The sequence below is a fragment of the Kineococcus aridisoli genome, from assembly GCF_050871885.1.
GTDB lineage: Bacteria > Actinomycetota > Actinomycetes > Actinomycetales > Kineococcaceae > Kineococcus.
The window spans coordinates 1-14,239 of record NZ_JBJLSF010000111.1 but is presented as its reverse complement, the minus strand read 5'-3'; the positions used below and the strand labels follow the sequence as shown (position 1 = coordinate 14,239).

16 protein-coding genes, 1 tRNA gene and 1 pseudogene are annotated in these 14,239 nt (G+C 75.2%); 7 read left to right on the top strand and 11 right to left on the bottom strand.

Going from position 1 to position 14,239, the window contains the following annotated elements:
* Nucleotides 1-88: 88 nt before the first annotated feature.
* The 3 genes from ACRYM2_RS21015 to ACRYM2_RS21005 all read right to left on the bottom strand — a co-directional run bounded on the left by ACRYM2_RS21015 (nt 89) and on the right by ACRYM2_RS21005 (nt 2,228).
* On the bottom strand, nt 89-709 hold the full coding sequence (locus ACRYM2_RS21015) for a ClpP family protease (RefSeq protein WP_432524416.1): 621 nt from the start codon (nt 707-709) through the stop codon (nt 89-91).
* Nucleotides 709-1,311, bottom strand: coding sequence for a ClpP family protease (locus tag ACRYM2_RS21010; protein WP_432524414.1), 603 nt, complete (start codon nt 1,309-1,311; stop codon nt 709-711). The genes ACRYM2_RS21015 and ACRYM2_RS21010 overlap by 1 nt, the downstream gene beginning before the upstream one ends.
* Nucleotides 1,312-1,457: 146 nt before the next feature.
* Complete coding sequence (locus ACRYM2_RS21005; RefSeq protein WP_432524412.1) at nt 1,458-2,228, bottom strand: SDR family oxidoreductase; 771 nt, start codon at nt 2,226-2,228, stop codon at nt 1,458-1,460.
* Between the two features lie 151 nt (nt 2,229-2,379).
* On the opposite strand from ACRYM2_RS21005, the gene ACRYM2_RS21000 reads away from it, so the two are divergent.
* The 3 genes from ACRYM2_RS21000 to ACRYM2_RS20990 all read left to right on the top strand — a co-directional run bounded on the left by ACRYM2_RS21000 (nt 2,380) and on the right by ACRYM2_RS20990 (nt 5,664).
* Nucleotides 2,380-2,844, top strand: a complete 465-nt coding sequence (locus tag ACRYM2_RS21000; RefSeq protein WP_432524410.1) for a hypothetical protein — start codon at nt 2,380-2,382, stop codon at nt 2,842-2,844.
* A gap of 9 nt (nt 2,845-2,853) precedes the next feature.
* Nucleotides 2,854-3,249 carry a heavy metal-responsive transcriptional regulator gene (locus tag ACRYM2_RS20995; RefSeq protein WP_432524408.1) on the top strand — a complete coding sequence of 132 codons (396 nt, stop codon included), beginning with the start codon at nt 2,854-2,856 and terminating at the stop codon, nt 3,247-3,249.
* 495 nt (nt 3,250-3,744) lie between these two features.
* The gene (locus ACRYM2_RS20990; RefSeq protein ID WP_432524407.1) at nt 3,745-5,664 is read left to right on the top strand and encodes a thioredoxin-like domain-containing protein; all 1,920 of its coding nucleotides are present in this window, start codon (nt 3,745-3,747) and stop codon (nt 5,662-5,664) included.
* Nucleotides 5,665-5,667: 3 nt separating this feature from the next.
* On the opposite strand, the gene ACRYM2_RS20985 is transcribed toward ACRYM2_RS20990, so the two are convergent.
* On the bottom strand, nt 5,668-5,913 hold the full coding sequence (locus ACRYM2_RS20985) for a DUF2630 family protein (RefSeq protein WP_432524406.1): 246 nt from the start codon (nt 5,911-5,913) through the stop codon (nt 5,668-5,670).
* 88 nt (nt 5,914-6,001) lie between these two features.
* Between ACRYM2_RS20985 and ACRYM2_RS20980 the strand changes: the two genes are divergently transcribed.
* Nucleotides 6,002-6,469, top strand: a complete 468-nt coding sequence (locus tag ACRYM2_RS20980) for a MarR family winged helix-turn-helix transcriptional regulator (protein WP_432524405.1) — start codon at nt 6,002-6,004, stop codon at nt 6,467-6,469.
* A 107-nt stretch (nt 6,470-6,576) separates the two neighbouring features.
* Nucleotides 6,577-6,804 carry a hypothetical protein gene (locus ACRYM2_RS20975; protein WP_432524403.1) on the top strand — a complete coding sequence of 76 codons (228 nt, stop codon included), beginning with the start codon at nt 6,577-6,579 and terminating at the stop codon, nt 6,802-6,804.
* 13 nt (nt 6,805-6,817) lie between these two features.
* On the opposite strand, the gene ACRYM2_RS20970 is transcribed toward ACRYM2_RS20975, so the two are convergent.
* From ACRYM2_RS20970 to dcd, 5 genes are all read right to left on the bottom strand, one after another.
* Nucleotides 6,818-7,495 carry a potassium channel family protein gene (locus ACRYM2_RS20970; RefSeq protein ID WP_432524401.1) on the bottom strand — a complete coding sequence of 226 codons (678 nt, stop codon included), beginning with the start codon at nt 7,493-7,495 and terminating at the stop codon, nt 6,818-6,820.
* Nucleotides 7,488-8,837 (bottom strand): TrkH family potassium uptake protein, encoded by a 1,350-nt coding sequence (locus tag ACRYM2_RS20965; protein WP_432524398.1) that lies wholly within the window; start codon nt 8,835-8,837, stop codon nt 7,488-7,490. The genes ACRYM2_RS20970 and ACRYM2_RS20965 overlap by 8 nt, the downstream gene beginning before the upstream one ends.
* 88 nt (nt 8,838-8,925) lie before the next feature.
* A complete protein-coding gene (locus tag ACRYM2_RS20960; RefSeq protein ID WP_432524396.1) occupies nt 8,926-9,396 on the bottom strand; it encodes an ankyrin repeat domain-containing protein in 471 nt (156 codons plus the stop codon).
* 68 nt (nt 9,397-9,464) lie between these two features.
* Nucleotides 9,465-10,859: an EAL and HDOD domain-containing protein gene (locus ACRYM2_RS20955; RefSeq protein ID WP_432524395.1), complete on the bottom strand. Its 1,395-nt coding sequence runs from the start codon at nt 10,857-10,859 to the stop codon at nt 9,465-9,467.
* Between the two features lie 132 nt (nt 10,860-10,991).
* A complete protein-coding gene (gene dcd, locus ACRYM2_RS20950; protein WP_432524393.1) occupies nt 10,992-11,567 on the bottom strand; it encodes a dCTP deaminase in 576 nt (191 codons plus the stop codon).
* Nucleotides 11,568-11,657: 90 nt separating this feature from the next.
* Between dcd and ACRYM2_RS20945 the strand changes: the two genes are divergently transcribed.
* A tRNA-Gly gene (locus ACRYM2_RS20945) sits at nt 11,658-11,728 on the top strand.
* A 107-nt stretch (nt 11,729-11,835) separates the two neighbouring features.
* On the top strand, nt 11,836-12,951 hold the full coding sequence (locus tag ACRYM2_RS20940; RefSeq protein WP_432524391.1) for a GGDEF domain-containing protein: 1,116 nt from the start codon (nt 11,836-11,838) through the stop codon (nt 12,949-12,951).
* Between the two features lie 8 nt (nt 12,952-12,959).
* Here the strand turns inward: ACRYM2_RS20940 and ACRYM2_RS20935 are convergent, their stop codons facing one another.
* Together ACRYM2_RS20935 and ACRYM2_RS20930 are read right to left on the bottom strand one after the other, a co-directional pair.
* Nucleotides 12,960-13,889, bottom strand: a complete 930-nt coding sequence (locus ACRYM2_RS20935) for a GTP-binding protein LepA (RefSeq protein WP_432524389.1) — start codon at nt 13,887-13,889, stop codon at nt 12,960-12,962.
* A gap of 130 nt (nt 13,890-14,019) precedes the next feature.
* A pseudogene (locus tag ACRYM2_RS20930) lies at nt 14,020-14,239 on the bottom strand (hypothetical protein); the annotation flags it as partial.

Genomic DNA, 14,239 nt, shown 5'->3' with positions numbered 1-14,239 from the left:
TTTGGTGTGGTGGTGTGAGGGCCCGCAACCCCCTTTTTTTGGGGGGTGCGGGCCCTCACCCGTTCCCGGAGGGTGCCCCCACCCCTGGCTACGCGGTGACGAGGACCGCCGCAGCCGGAGTGATGACCTTGTCGGCGACGCCGTAGTCGACCGCCTCGCGCGCGGGGAGCACCAGGTCACGGTCGAGGTCGGTGCGCAGCCTATCCACCGAGTGGCCCGTGTGCCGGGAGAGCACCTGCTCGATCTGCGCGCGGATGCGCAGGACCTCTTTCGCCTGGATCTGCAGGTCCGCGGCCGTCCCCTGCGCACCGCCGGACGGCTGGTGCAGCAGGACCCGGGAGTGCTCCAGCACCGAGCGCTTGCCGGCGGTGCCTGCCGCCAGCAGCACAGCCGCCGCCGACGCCGCCTGGCCCACGCAGAACGTCGCGACGTCCGGGGCGACGAAGCGCATGGTGTCGTAGACCGCCATGGCCGCGGTGGCCGAGCCGCCGGGGGAGTTGATGTAGAGGTTGATGTCCGTGGTGGCGCTCTCCGAGGCCAGGTGCACCAGCTGGGCGATCACCACGTTCGCGACGCCGTCGTCGATCTCCCCGTGCAGGAACACGATCCGCTCGGACAGCAGCCTGCTGAAGACGTCCGAGGTGCGCTCACCACGAGGTGTCGACTCGACGACGTAGGGGATCGGGTAGGACATCGATGCTCCGGCCATCACAGCCCCACCTTCCGGCCGCCGCTGAGGCGCACGTCTTGGACGCGCTCGACGACGTGGTCGACCATGCCGTACTCCAACGCCTCCTCGGCGGTGAACCACCGGTCGCGCTGGGCGTCGGACTCGATGCGCTCGACGTCCTGCCCGGTGTGCTCGGCGATGAGCCGCTGCATCGTCGCCTTGGTGTGGGCGAGGTTCTCCGCCTGGATGGCGATGTCGGCGGCCGTGCCTCCGATGCCGCCCGACGGCTGGTGCATCATGACCCGCGCGTGCGGCAGGGCGTAGCGCTTGCCCGCCTGACCCGCGCACAGCAGGAACTGGCCCATGCTGGCGGCCATGCCCATGACGAGCGTGGAGACGTCGTTGGGGATCAGGCGCATGGTGTCGTAGATGGCCAGCCCGGCGCTGATGGAGCCGCCGGGGGAGTTGATGTAGAGGGCGATGTCGCTCTTGGGGTCGTCGGCCGACAGCAGCAGCAGCTGCGCGCAGATCCGGTTCGCGATCGCGTCGTCGACCTCCTGCCCGAGCACGACGATGCGCTGGAACAGCAGCCGCTGGGAGAGCTGGTCGTCGAACGGGCCGGCCAGGACGGGTGTGCTCATCGCGGGTTCCTCCTTCGGGACGGTGCGGTCCACCCACTGTCCGCATCGGCCGGAGGAGGGGGAAGGTCCTTCTGCCCTCAGGAGATCCACTGCGGGCGAACGCGTGCAGGCGCCCGGTCGCTCCCCGCGCGGGGAGGCGGGGGAGCTCAGCTGCGCCAGCCGCCGTCGGAGTGCAGCAGCTGGCCGTTGACCCAGCCGCCGCGCTCGGACAGCAGGAACGAGACCAGGTCGGCGGTGTCCTGCGGGCGGCCGGCGCGGCCGCGGGGGTTGCGTCCCGCGACCTCGCGCAGCAGGGCCTCGTCCATCCAGCCGGTGTCGACGGGTCCGGGGTTGACCACGTTCGCGGTCAGCCGCAGGTGCTCCAGCTCCCGGGCGGCGGCGAGCACGATGCGGTCCATCGCGCCCTTGCTCGCCCCGTACGGGAGGTTGTGCACGACGTGGTCGCTGGTGATGGCGACGATCCGCCCGCGTCCGACCGCCTGCGCGGGGAAGCGCCGTGCGAGTTCGGCCACGAGCAGCCAGGTGGCGCGCGCGTTGACCGCGACGTGCCGGTCGAAGCTGTCCACGCTCGTGTCCAGGATGGAGGAGTCCACCGACTCGCAGTGCGCCACCACCAGCCCGGTCACCGGGCCCAGGGCCGCTTCGACGGCGTCGAAGACCTCCGCGGGGGCCTCGGGTCGGCTGAGGTCGGCGGGGACGGCGGTGCTCTCGGCGCCCGCCGCGCGCAGCAGCTCCTGGATCAGGTCGGGGTCGTCCTCCTGGCGGCCCCACGGCATCCGGTCGTCGTAGGGCGCCCAGTGGCAGGTGGCAACGTCCCAGCCGTCGCGGGCCAGCTGCTCGGCGATCGCCGCGCCGATGCCGACCCGGCGGCCCACCCCGGTCACCAGCACCACTGGTCGTCCGCTCACCTGCCGCACCCTGCCGCACCGGCCGGAGCGGCGCACCGGGGTTTCGGAGGCCCCGGGTCCGCGAGGGCGGGTGCACCTGCCCGACGAGGAGCAGCCGGCACCGGCGGACGCTGGATCGCCGCTTGACCCTGCACCACGGTGCAGGGTCGACGCTGGGCGCATGACGCCACCGGACACCGCTCACCCGCTCACGACCGCCGCCCGCCGCACGGTGCGCGCCTCCGCCGGGTACGACCTCCTGACCACGGCCGGGTTCGCCCTGCCGTTCACCGCGCCGGCCCTCTTCGCCGCGCTGGGCGCCCTCCTCGACGCCGCCGGCCTGCCGGGCAGCGCACCGTCCCCGGAGGTGTTCACCGTGCTGTTCGCCAACTTCACGGGCAGCGTCGTGACCGTGTGGTCGCTCTACCGCCTGCTGCGTCCTTCACGGGCGGCCGGCGCCGCCGACGTCGCCGCGCGGGGCCTGTTCTCCCTGGCCATGATCGCTGCGCTCAGCCGCGGTGCCTCCCCGGTCCTGGCGATCGTGCTCGTCCTGGAGATCGCCTGGGGCTTCGTGCAGGCCGGTGTCCTGCTCTCCACGCGGCCTCGGGCGAGCAGCGCCCCCCGGCTGCCCGTCCCCAGCTCCTAGAGTCGGCGCGTGCACACCTCTGAACTCGCCCGGGCGGCCGGAGTGGCCGTCTCGACCGTCCGGTTCTACGAGCGTCAGGGCCTGCTGCCGGCGCCGGTCCGCCAGGGCAACGGCTACCGCGTCTACGGCGCCGAGGACGTGCGCACCGTCCGGTTCCTGCGCCGGGGCCAGGACCTCGGCTTCAGCCTCGCCGAGCTGTCCCCCTTCACCCGGCTCTCGGGTGCAGCGCGCGCCAGCGGCGTCCTCGCCGCCGACGTCGCCGAGCACGCCCACCGCAAGGTGGCCCAGATCGACGAGCGCATCGCCGACCTCGTCCGCACCCGCGACGCGATCGCGCAGCTGCTCGCGGCGCAGTGCCTCGACACGAGCGCCCCCTGCCCGATCGTCGAGGCCCTGGCAGGCTGAGCGGCCGAGCGCCGCGCCGACGGCCTGCGCCGCGGTGCTCGCCTCCTCCGGGAACGCCGGGTCGGGGACGACGGAGGAGTTCACGAACCCCCAGCGCGTCCTCGGGGCGGCCCAGCGCACCGCCTCCCCGGGGTCGTCACCGGTCAGCCGGCGGTGGTGGGCGTCCAGGACGTCGTCGCGCTCGGCGGTGAGCTCCGGTGCCGGGAACCGCCGTCACCCGGCCGGCTGCGGCGGCGCCGGCCCGCCTCCGTCGAACGGTCGAGCTCGATGCTGCCCGCCGGGGTGCTGCGACCCGCACCGCGCTGGTCGAGCAGCACGAGGTGGTGGCGCCGCGGGTCGGAGGAGCCCCCGTCGGCGCTCCGCAGGCCCCTCCAGGGCCGCCGTGCAGCAACAGCGCGGGGATCCTCCGCGAGTTCCCGACCTGCTCGACGTGCAGCCCGTGCCCGTCCCCGACGGGCAGCCGGTGCACGGCGAGCAGTTCCAGGAGCGGGCAGGATGGCGCTCGTGCCCGCCCGTCCGCACCGCCCGTCGCCGCGCGTGCGCGCGCCCCGCCTCGCCGGTCGCTGGGTCGGCCCGGCCCCCGACCTCGCGGGCCGCTTCGTCCTGCTGGACTTCTGGACGGGTTCCTGCGTGAACTGCGTCCACGTGCTCGCGGAGCTGCGCCCGCTGGCCGCGCGCTTCGCCGGCGACCTCGTCGTGGTGGGGGTGCACTCGCCCAAGTTCGACCACGAGGCCGAGCCGGGAGCCGTGCAGGCGGCCGTCGCGCGCCTGGAGGTCGACCACCCCGTCCTCGACGACGCGGACCGTTCGCTGTGGTCGGCGTACGCGGTGCGCGCCTGGCCGACGCTCGTGCTCGTCGACCCCGACGGCTACGTCGTCGCCACCCGCTCCGGCGAGGGGCACGGCGCCGAGCTGGAGCGCCTGGTCGCCGACCTCCTCGCGCACCGGCCGCCCCGCACCGCGCCGCGGCCGGTGCCCGCCGACGACGCCCCGGTGCTCCCCGACGACACCCCGCTGCGCTTCCCGGCACGCGCGATCGCCCTGCCGGGCGGCAGCCTGCTCGTCGCCGACGCCGGCCACCACCAGCTCGTGGAGCTGGCCGCCGACCTGACGACCGTGCTGCGGCGCATCGGCTCCGGGCGCCGCGAGCTCGCCGACGGCCCCGCCGCCGAGGCCGGCTTCGCCGCTCCGCAGGGGCTCGCGCTGCTGCCGCCGCGGGTCGCGCAGCTCCTCGGCGCCGACGTGGCCGTCGCCGACACCGGCAACCACGCGGTGCGCGGGGTGCGGCTGGCCGACGGGCACGTGCGCACGCTGGCCGGGACCGGACGGCAGCTGCGGCGGCGCAGCGGCGGCGGGCCCGCTCGCGCCCAGGACCTGGCCAGCCCCACCGACGTCGCGTGGTGGCCCGACGCGGGTGGCGACGGGGACGGCGGCGGGAGCGGCGGGGACCTGCTGGTGGCGGTGTCCGGCACCCACCAGCTGTGGGCGTTCGACCCGGACGCCGGCACCGTGCGCGTCGTGGCCGGGACGACGGCGGAGGGGCTGCTCGACGGTCCGGCGGAGCGGGCCTGGCTCGCCCAGCCCTCCGGGCTGGCGGTGGGCACCGCGCCGGAGGGCGGCGCGGAGGCGCTCGCCTGGTTCGTCGACGCCGAGACCTCCGCGCTGCGCACGCTGCGGCGCACCGCTCCGCCGGACCGTCGGGTGCCCGTCGTCACCGACGAGCGGATGGCCAACGTCGACCCGGTGGCCCTGCCGGGGGCGGAGGTCACCACGCACGTGGGGCGGGGGTTGTTCGAGTTCGGCCACCGGGACGGCCCCGCCGACCGCGCGCTGCTGCAGCACCCGCTGGGCCTGGCCCTCGACGCCCGGGGGACCGCGCCGGCCGCGGTGCTCGTCGCGGACACCTTCGACGGGGCGCTGCGCCGCTACGACCCGCTGACCCGCAGCGTCGAGACGCTGCTGACGGGCCTGGCCGAGCCGGCCGACGTGCTCGTGGAGGAGGACGACGACGGGGGCGGGGGCGCTGTGGTCGTGGTGGAGTCCGCCGCGCACCGGCTCACCCGGTGGTCCCTGCGCCGCCGCGACCGGCGGCTGCTCGCGGAGGTGCGGCTCGCCGCCGACGCCGAGCTCGTCGTGGACTTCACGCCCGGGGCGGGCCGCCGCGTCGACGAGCGCTGGGGCCCGCCGGTGCGGGTGGAGGTCTCCGCCGACCCGCCCGGGGCGCTCGGCGCGGGGGCGGGCTCGGGGACGGGGTGGCGGCGGCCGGTGCGGGTGGTCGCCGCGGGCAGGCTGCGCGTGGACGTGCGGGTGGCCACCTGCGACGAGAGCTCCTGCCGGCTGGAGGAGTTCACCGTCGTGGTGCCGGTGCGGCCGGCCGGGCAGGGCGAGCCGCTGCTGCGGATCGCCCTGCCCTGAGCCTCACTGCCGGTAGTTCTCGACCTCGCCGACCGGGCGCTCGCGCGCCTGGTCCGGGTCCTGCCCGGCGTCGCGCAGCGCCTGCCGCTGGCGCAGCAGGTCCCAGGCCTGGTCCAGCGCCTCCTCGGCGGACTTCAGCTGGGCGTGCTCCTCGGGAGCGCTCAGCTGCCCGGACTGCAGCGCCTCGCGCAGCCGGTGCTCCTCGGCGACGAGGGCGTTGATGCGCTCGTGGATGTCGTGCTCGTTCACGCAGGGCTCCTGTCCCTCGGGGGGTTCCTCACGGGTACTCCACCACGTCGTCCCCGCGCGGGGCCAACCTGGTGACTAGGATCCGCACGTGCACTCACCCGATGATGACGTCGAGGCGGTGCTCGCAGGGTCGCGAGCCGTCGTGGGGATCAGCGTGCGCTCGCTCGCGGACGCGCTGGAGTCGCTGACGCTGCAGCAGTACCGGGTGCTGGTCCTCATCTGCCGCCGCGGTCCGCTGCGCAGCGGAGCCCTGGCCGCGGCCATCGGCGTGCACCCCTCGACCTTCACCCGCGCCGTGGACCGCCTCGTCGCGGCCGGCTGGGTGGTCCGCCAGGACAACCCGGACACCCGCCGGGAGGTGCTCGTGGCGCCGACCGACACCGCCCGCGAGCTCGTCGGGCAGGTGATGGAGCGCCGGCGGGCGCAGTTCGAGTCCGTGCTGGAGCGGATGGCCCCGGAGGACCGCGCGCTCGTGGCGGCGGGCTTCGCCCGCTTCGCCGAGGCGGCCGGTGACGTGGACTTCGCCGAGGCCACGACCCTGGGATACGACAGCTGACGCACCAGCGCAGCGCCTCGTCGCGCACGACGTGGTCCAGGGGCCCGGCGACGGCCGTGAGGCGGACCCGAGTGACAAGCCGCGACGCTGCGTGGTGAGGTGGAGGGGTGAGCGACGAGCACGAGCAGCCCGCACCCGAGCCCGGCACCGAGGCCGAGCGGCGCCGGCGCGGCCAGGACCGGCGCTCCCTCATCGACCTCACGCGCGCCGAGCGGGGCGAGCCCGAGCGCCGCCGGCTGCCCGGGGTGGACCGCCGCGGCACCGACGCCGTCCCGGAGGCGGAGACCACCCGCGAGGTCCCCCGCGAGGACGAGGGCCGGGGCCGCAGCGCCTGAGCGGGCGCCCGCCTCAGACGATCGAGCTGAACGCCTCCACGTCCCGGATCTGCCCCGAGACGATGATCACGTCGTCGGCGCCCATGACCGTCTCCGGCGTCGCGTAGGTGAAGCCCTCGCCGGGGCGGTGGTGGGCCACGACCGTGACCCGGTGCTGGCTGCGCAGCCGCGCCTGCGCGAGCGTCTGGCCGACCATCGGCGCCGGCGGGGTCGTCTTGACCATCGCGAAGCCGTCGTCGAACTCGATGTAGTCGAGCATCCGGCCGCGCACCAGGTGCGCCACCCGCAGGCCCATCTCGTGCTCGGGGCGGATCACCTTGTGCGCGCCGAGCTGGGTGAGGATCCGCGCGTGCGACTCGCTGATCGCCTTCGCCCACACGTTGCGGATGCCGAACTGCAGCAGCACCGAGACGGTGAGGATGCTCGCCTCCAGGTCGGTGCCGATGCCGACGACCGCGCGGTCGAACTCGTGCACCGACAGCTGCCGCAGCGCCTCCTCCTTGGTGGAGTCGGCGACGACCGCGTGCGTGAGCGTCCCGGCGAGCTCGTCGACGAGCGCCGGGTCGCGGTCGATCCCCAGGACGTCGACCCGCCCGTCCTCCATGAGCTCCGTCGCCAGCGACCGGCCGAAGCGGCCCAGGCCGATGACGACGACCGAGCGGGGGTTCGTGAGTGCGGACCGCCTAGCCAATGATCGGTCTCCCTTCGGGGAACTCGTACATGCGGGTGCGCTCGCGCAGCGCGAGCGCGGCCCCCAGGGTGATGGGGCCCACCCGGCCCAGGAACATCAGCAGCGCCAGGATCACCTGCCCGCTCTCGGGCAGCTGCGGCAGCAGCCCCGACGACAGGCCCACCGTGGCGAAGGCGGAGATGACCTCGAAGACGACCATGTCCAGCGGCAGCCCCGTCATCTCCACGATGACCACGGTCGCCACGACGACGACGCCCACCGAGACCAGCGCCACCGTCAGCGCCTGCCGGCAGACCCGGTCGGGCACCCGGCGCCCGAACACCGTCACCGACGCCTCGCCGCGGAACTCCGCGAGCAGCACGACCGCCAGCAGCGCGAACGTCGTCACCTTGATGCCGCCGGCCGTGCTCGCCGATCCGCCGCCGATGAACATCAGGACGTCCATGACCAGCCAGGACCCCCCGTTCATCTGCGAGACGTCGACGGAGTTGAACCCCGAGCTGCGGGTGGCGCTGGACTGGAACAGCCCCGCCAGCGGCCGCGCCCACCAGTCCAGCGCCCCCAGCGTCGCCGGGTTGCGCCACTCGTTGACCGTCAGGAAGACCCAGCCGACGAGCAGCAGCGGCACGGTCGTGGCCAGCGTCAGCTTGGTGTGCAGCGACCAGCGCTGCGGCAGGCGGAACTGCCGGCGCAGCTCCAGCAGCACCGGGAAGCCCAGGCCGCCGATGAAGGAGGCGCCCACGACCGGCAGGCACATCCACGGGTCGGCCACGAAGTCGGTCATGCTGTCCCCGCGCAGCGCGAAGCCCGCGTTGTTGAAGGACGAGACCGCCAGGAACGTCCCCTCCCACGCCGCCGACGGCAGGCTGGCGCCGTAGCCGACGAACAGCCGGGTCGCCAGCAGCACCGCCGTGACGGCCTCGACGAGCACGGACACCTTCACGACGCCGAGCAGGACGGTGCGCACGTCGCCGAGGTCGAAGCCGCGGCTCTCGGTGGTGGTGAGCATCCGCGAGCGCAGGCCCATCCGGCGCGAGGCGACCACGCCGAGCAGCGAGGCGGACGTCATGATGCCGAACCCGCCGACCTGGGCCAGGGCGAGGATGACGACGAGGCCGAAGGTCGACCAGTGCTCGCGGGTGTCGACCACGACGTGGCCGGTCACGCACAGCGCGCTCACCGCGGTGAACAGCGACTGCACGAACGTCGCCGAACCCTCCCCGCGGTGGGCGACCGGCAGCCACAGCAGCGCCGTGCCCACGGCCACGACGGTCGCGAAGGTGACGGCCACGACCTGGGCCGGGTGGCGCAGGACGCGGCGGCGCGAGGTGAGCGCAACCACCGAGCGGCCTCCCAGCGCCTCGACCCTCCCGGCGCGGGGGCGCGCCGACCGGCTCAGGCTAGGCGATCCACCACCCGGCGGTGGCCGCTCAGGGGCCGTCCACCCCGTCCAGCGGCACCTCCAGCAGCTCCAGCAGGTCCTGGCGGCCGAAGAAGCGCGCCGACTCCAGGGCGTTGGGGCTGCCGAGGTAGGGGTCGGCGTCGGCGGCCACGAGCGCGGCCACGACGTCGCGCTCGCCCTTGAAGACCGCACCCGCCAGCGGCGTCTGCCCGCGGCCGTTGACGCGGTCGGGGTCCGCGCCGCGCTCCAGCAGCGCCCGCACCGTGACCGGGTGGCCGTGGTAGGCGGCGAGCATCACCAGGCAGTTGCCCTCGCTGTCGGTGGAGTTCACCGGCACCCCGGCGTCGAGGTAGGCGCACAGCTCGCGCGAGCGGCCGTTGCGGGCGTGCTCGAAGACGCGGTGCGCCAGCTCCAGCGCCCGCTCCTCGCCCTCGTCGGCCGGTCCGACCGGCTCCGCGGGCGGGACGGGGGCGTCCGGGTCCTCGCGGCTGTCCGTCACGGCGACAGGGTAGGTCCGCCCGCGCGCCGAGCGCACCCCGTCCGGCGTCGGAACCGCCCCGGGACCCCTCAGGAGCGCTCCAGCACCGAGCCCACGGTGGCCATCGCCCCGCTCAGCGCGGCCAGGTAGGCGCGCGAGACCTCGTACACCACGTGCCCGGCCTCGGCGATCGTGCACGGCTCGTCCTCCTCGTAGGCGAGCACGGCCCGCAGCGCCGCCCCCGCCGTGCCCTGGCGGTCCACGAGGGCGCTGCGGACGGCCCGGGCGACCCCGGTGGTGTCGACGAGCTCCTCCTCGCGCATCCCCAGCACGGCCGCCACCCCCGACAGCAGGCCCACCGTGTAGGCCAGGTCCGCCTCGTGCGGGGACAGCCGCGCGCACGCCGCGGCGCGGGCCAGGACCATCGTCAGCGACTCGGTGTCCACGCTCGTGACGCCGCCGAGCAGCATGAGGACCACCCACGACAGCAGCTGCTTGCGGCCCAGCAGCACGATCGCCTGCCGCAGCGAGGTGACCTCGGTGCGCGTGCCGGCCGCCGCCGACGTCACCGTCTTGAACACCCGCAGGCTCAGCGCGGGGTCGGAGGCGACGAGCTCCTCGACCTCGCGCATGGGGGCGTCGGCGCCGGTGAGGGCGCGCACCAGCCGCAGGCAGACCATCTGCGACGGGGTGAGGCTGACGGCCTCCAGCGTCACCGGCCGCTGCAGCCCGTAGCCCTGGAAGAGGTCGGCGCCCGCGGCGCTGCAGCGCGCGAACAGCTCGTCGTCCTCGATGCGCTCCACGACGACCAGCGCGTCGGGGTTGTGCCGGCGGGCCAGGGCCAGGACCTCCTCGAAGGAGTCGCCGGTGGCGGCCACGTCGATCTTCACGTACTGCGCCAGCTCCACGGCCCGCAACCGGCCCGGCTCCCCGGCGAAGTCGTCGACGGCGATCCGGTAGCCCTCCGCGCGCAGCCGCAGCAGCCCGGCGTGGACCTCGTCGTCGACCTCGACGTTCTCCAGCAGCTCCAGGACGACCTGGCTCGGCGAGCACGGCATCGGCAGCTCACCGGTGAAGAAGCCGCGCGTGAGGTTGATGAACAGCAGCCGGTCGCCGGCGATCTGCTCGACGCCGAAGTCGCCGAAGGTCGCGCTGATGACCTGCGAGGTCGCGTGGTCCTGCTCGGCGCCCTCGGCCAGCTCGGCGCTGGCGCGGCCGTGGGCGCGGAACAGCAGCTCGTAGGCGACGAGCCGGCGCTCGCGGTCGTAGATGCCCTGCCGGCCCACCCGCACGGGGGCGACCGAACCCGACGTCCACACGCTCCCGGTGGGGGCGGTGGTGGGGGCCGCGGCCGGCGGCGCCTGCTCGCCGACGACGCCGACGACGCCGGTGCCCGCGCTGGTGCCCGCGGTGGTGCACGCGGTGGTGCCCGCCGGGGGGTGCTCGACCGCACCGCGACGAGCGGGGTTGCTGTGCCAGCTCACCGGTCGCCCTCCCGTCCCGTGCTCGACCGCGACCTCTCCCGCCCTACAACGGCGCGTGGAGGGCCCGGCTGAAGCTCCCGCGCCGAGGACTGGGCCGAACGGGCGTGCCCCGGCGCGTCGCGGGACGGGCGCTCAGACCGGGGTGCGGTGGAAGCCCTGGAAGGAGCGGCTCGGCGTGGGGCCGCGCTGGCCCTGGTAGCGCGAGCCGGAGGCGTCGCTGCCGTAGGGGCTCTCGGCGGGGGAGGAGAGCTGGAAGAAGCACAGCTGGCCGATCTTCATCCCCGGCCACAGCGTGATCGGCAGCGTCGCCACGTTGGACAGCTCCAGCGTCACGTGCCCGGAGAAGCCGGCGTCGATGAAGCCCGCCGTGGAGTGCGTCAGCAGACCCAGCCGCCCCAGGCTGCTCTTGCCCTCCAGCCGCGCGGAGATGTCGTCGGGCAGCGTCACGATCTCGAAGGTCGAGCCGAGCACGAACTCGCCCGGGTGCAGGATGAACGGCTCGTCGCCCTCGACCTCCACCAGCCGCGTCAGCTCCGGCTGCTCCTGGGCGGGGTCGATGACGGAGTACTTGTGGTTGTCGAACAGCCGGAACATCCGGTCCAGGCGCACGTCGACGCTGCTCGGCTGCACCATCGACGGCTCGAAGGGGTCCAGGACCACCCGACCCCGGTCCAGCTGGGCACGGATGTCGCGGTCGGAGAGCAGCACGGGCGTCACGCTACCCCCGGCCCGGACCTGCTCCGGGGTCCGCTACGATGGACGTGCTCGACGCCGGGGCCGGCTCCCGGTGGTCGCTGCGCGGGTGTAGTTCAATGGTAGAACTTCAGCTTCCCAAGCTGATAGCGCGGGTTCGATTCCCGTCACCCGCTCGTCGGGAGGCCCAGGTCCAGCGGACCTGGGCCTTCGTCGTCCCCGCACCGGGCGCACCACCCCCTCGGGCGCTACAGGTGCCCGCCGCGCTGTCGATGCTCAGCGGGTGACCTCCGTGCCGGGCCGTGCCGCGCGCCCGGTGCGCTCGGTGCGCTCGGGGCTCGCCCGCGCCGCCGCCGCGCTCGGCCGGGAGGGCCGCTGGGTCGCGGTCGCCGTGGGCGCCATGCTGGCCTCGACGGCCCTGGGGCTGTGGTGGCTCGTCGCGCACGCCCCGGCGGTCTCCCTGGAGCAGCACCGGCCGCTGGCGGTGCTGGCGGCCTCGGCCTACAGCGCGCTCGCGCTGGCCGTCCTCGTGCGCCGCCGCATCGGCCGCCGCCTGGGCGCCGTGCTGGTGGGGGCGCTGCTGGTGCTCATGCTCGCCGAGGGCACCGCCTACCCGGAGCCGTCGCTGCGCTGGGTGTGCCTGGCCTTCCTGACGGTCCTGCCGCTGCTGGCCGTGGTGGTCCTCGGCCGCGGTGGCGCCGCGCTCACGACGATCGCGTCGGTGGCGGTCGTGCTGGTGGTGGTGCAGGGGCTGCCGGGCACCCCGCAGGTGCGCACCTACGTCGCCTCGACGATGGTGAGCCTGGTGTGCGTGCCGGTCCTGGTGGTCGGCGTGCTGCTCGCCCAGCTGGAGCGCACCCGCTGCCTGGCCCAGCGGATGGCCTCCACCGATCCGCTGACCGGGCTGCTCAACCGCCGCGGCCTGCACGAGCGGCTGCCGGCGCTGCTCGCGCAGGCCGCGCGGACCGGCCGGCAGGTGGCCCTGGCGGTCGTCGACGTCGACCACTTCAAGCGCGTCAACGACGAGCACGGCCACCTCGTCGGCGACCAGGTGCTCGTGCAGGTGGCGGCGGCGCTGACCCGCGCCACGCGCGCCGACGACCTGCTGGTGCGGCTGGGCGGCGAGGAGATCGCCTGGGTGGCGCCCCACCGGGACCCGGGCGAGGCCGTGGGCACCGCCGAGCGCGCCCGGCGCGCGGTCGCCGGCGCCCGGGCCGACGGCCTGCCGCCGGTGACCGTCAGCCTCGGCGTCGCCGTCAGCGGGCCGCTCGAGGCGGGCGCCGACCCGCTCGCCGTCCTCGACGACCTGCTCGCGCGCGCCGACGCCGCCCTGTACCGGGCCAAGGCCACCGGCCGCGACCGCGTCCACGTCGCCGGCCCGGTGCACGAGCCCTCCTGAGCCGCGGCTCAGGCCGCCAGCACCTGCCCGTCCGGCTCCCCGCCGCCCTGCCCGCCGCCCTGCCCGCCCTGCCGGCTCCGCTGCCGCTCCCGGTACGCCGCGGCCGCGTCGCGGAAGGCCGCCAGCGCGTACCCCGGCACCTGCAGCCCCTCCCGGTGCGCCCACAGCAGCTGCGTCTCCAGCCGGGAGATGTCGCGGACGTTGCGCTCCAGCTGCTCGTCCAGGCCCAGCTCGACGACGACACCGCCGAAGTCGGCGCGCTGCTCGCGGGTGGCGGCGCCGACCAGGCCGTAGCTGCGCGAGCGCAGCAGGCGGGCCAGGTGCAGCTGCCAGGGGGCGATGGCGCCGGACTGGACCATCTCCTGCGCGCTGAGGCGGTAGAAGGCGAAGTGGCCGGGCTCCTGCACCTTGACGGCGTCGACGACCGTGCGCTTGACCGCCTGCTCGCCCATCTCGCCCAGGCCCTCGCTCATCGCCTGGTAGGCGAGCATCGCGGACTTCTCGGTGGCCGCGCCGGTCAGGTAGTACAGCAGCCGGATGACCTCGTGCACCGCGGGCACGTGGGCCAGGGCGCCGAGCACCCGCACCCGGGCCGGCACCTCGTCCGTGTTCGCGACCACCGGCGGCATGCCCAGGTGCCGGCCGAGGGTGTCGAGCAGGATCCCGTGGTGCTCCTCCTGCGGGCCCCACACGTCGGCGTAGAAGAGGCGGTCGGTCTCGCTGACGCCGGGGAGCAGGACGGCCAGCTCCAGGACGTTGCGCTCCACCTCCATCTCGACCCGGGCCATGTACTCCAGCACCCCGCCGAAGCGGTTGCGGACGGCGGTGGGGTCGAGCACGCCGTAGTCGGCGGAGCCCAGGTCGACGGGCGGGTGGCGCTCGCCCAGGCGCTGGACGTGCTCACGGATCCTGGTGGCGTCCACGCGAGGCTCGGACATGGCGGTGGGGCTCCCTGCGACGGCGGTGATCGGTGCACCGGTCGTTCGTCGCCGAGGGGCCCGCGGTTGGCCCGGTCCTCGATCCGCTGCTCCGTCCGGGTGACCGCACCCCCGCCGGTGGCGCCGCGGCTCAGCCCGGGAGCGGTCCGGGCGGTCCGGGTACGGGCCGTTCCGGCCCGGCCACCGCGGGCCGCGGCGCGTCCTCCGGGTGCGTGCGCACCGCCAGCACCGCGACGTCGTCCTGGTGGCCGCCGCCGAGGCGGGCGGGCCCCACGGGGTCGACCAAGGCGTCGCCGTCGGTGGGGGGGCCGATACGCCCGGCCGGCCCCCCCAGGTGCTCGACCCCCAGC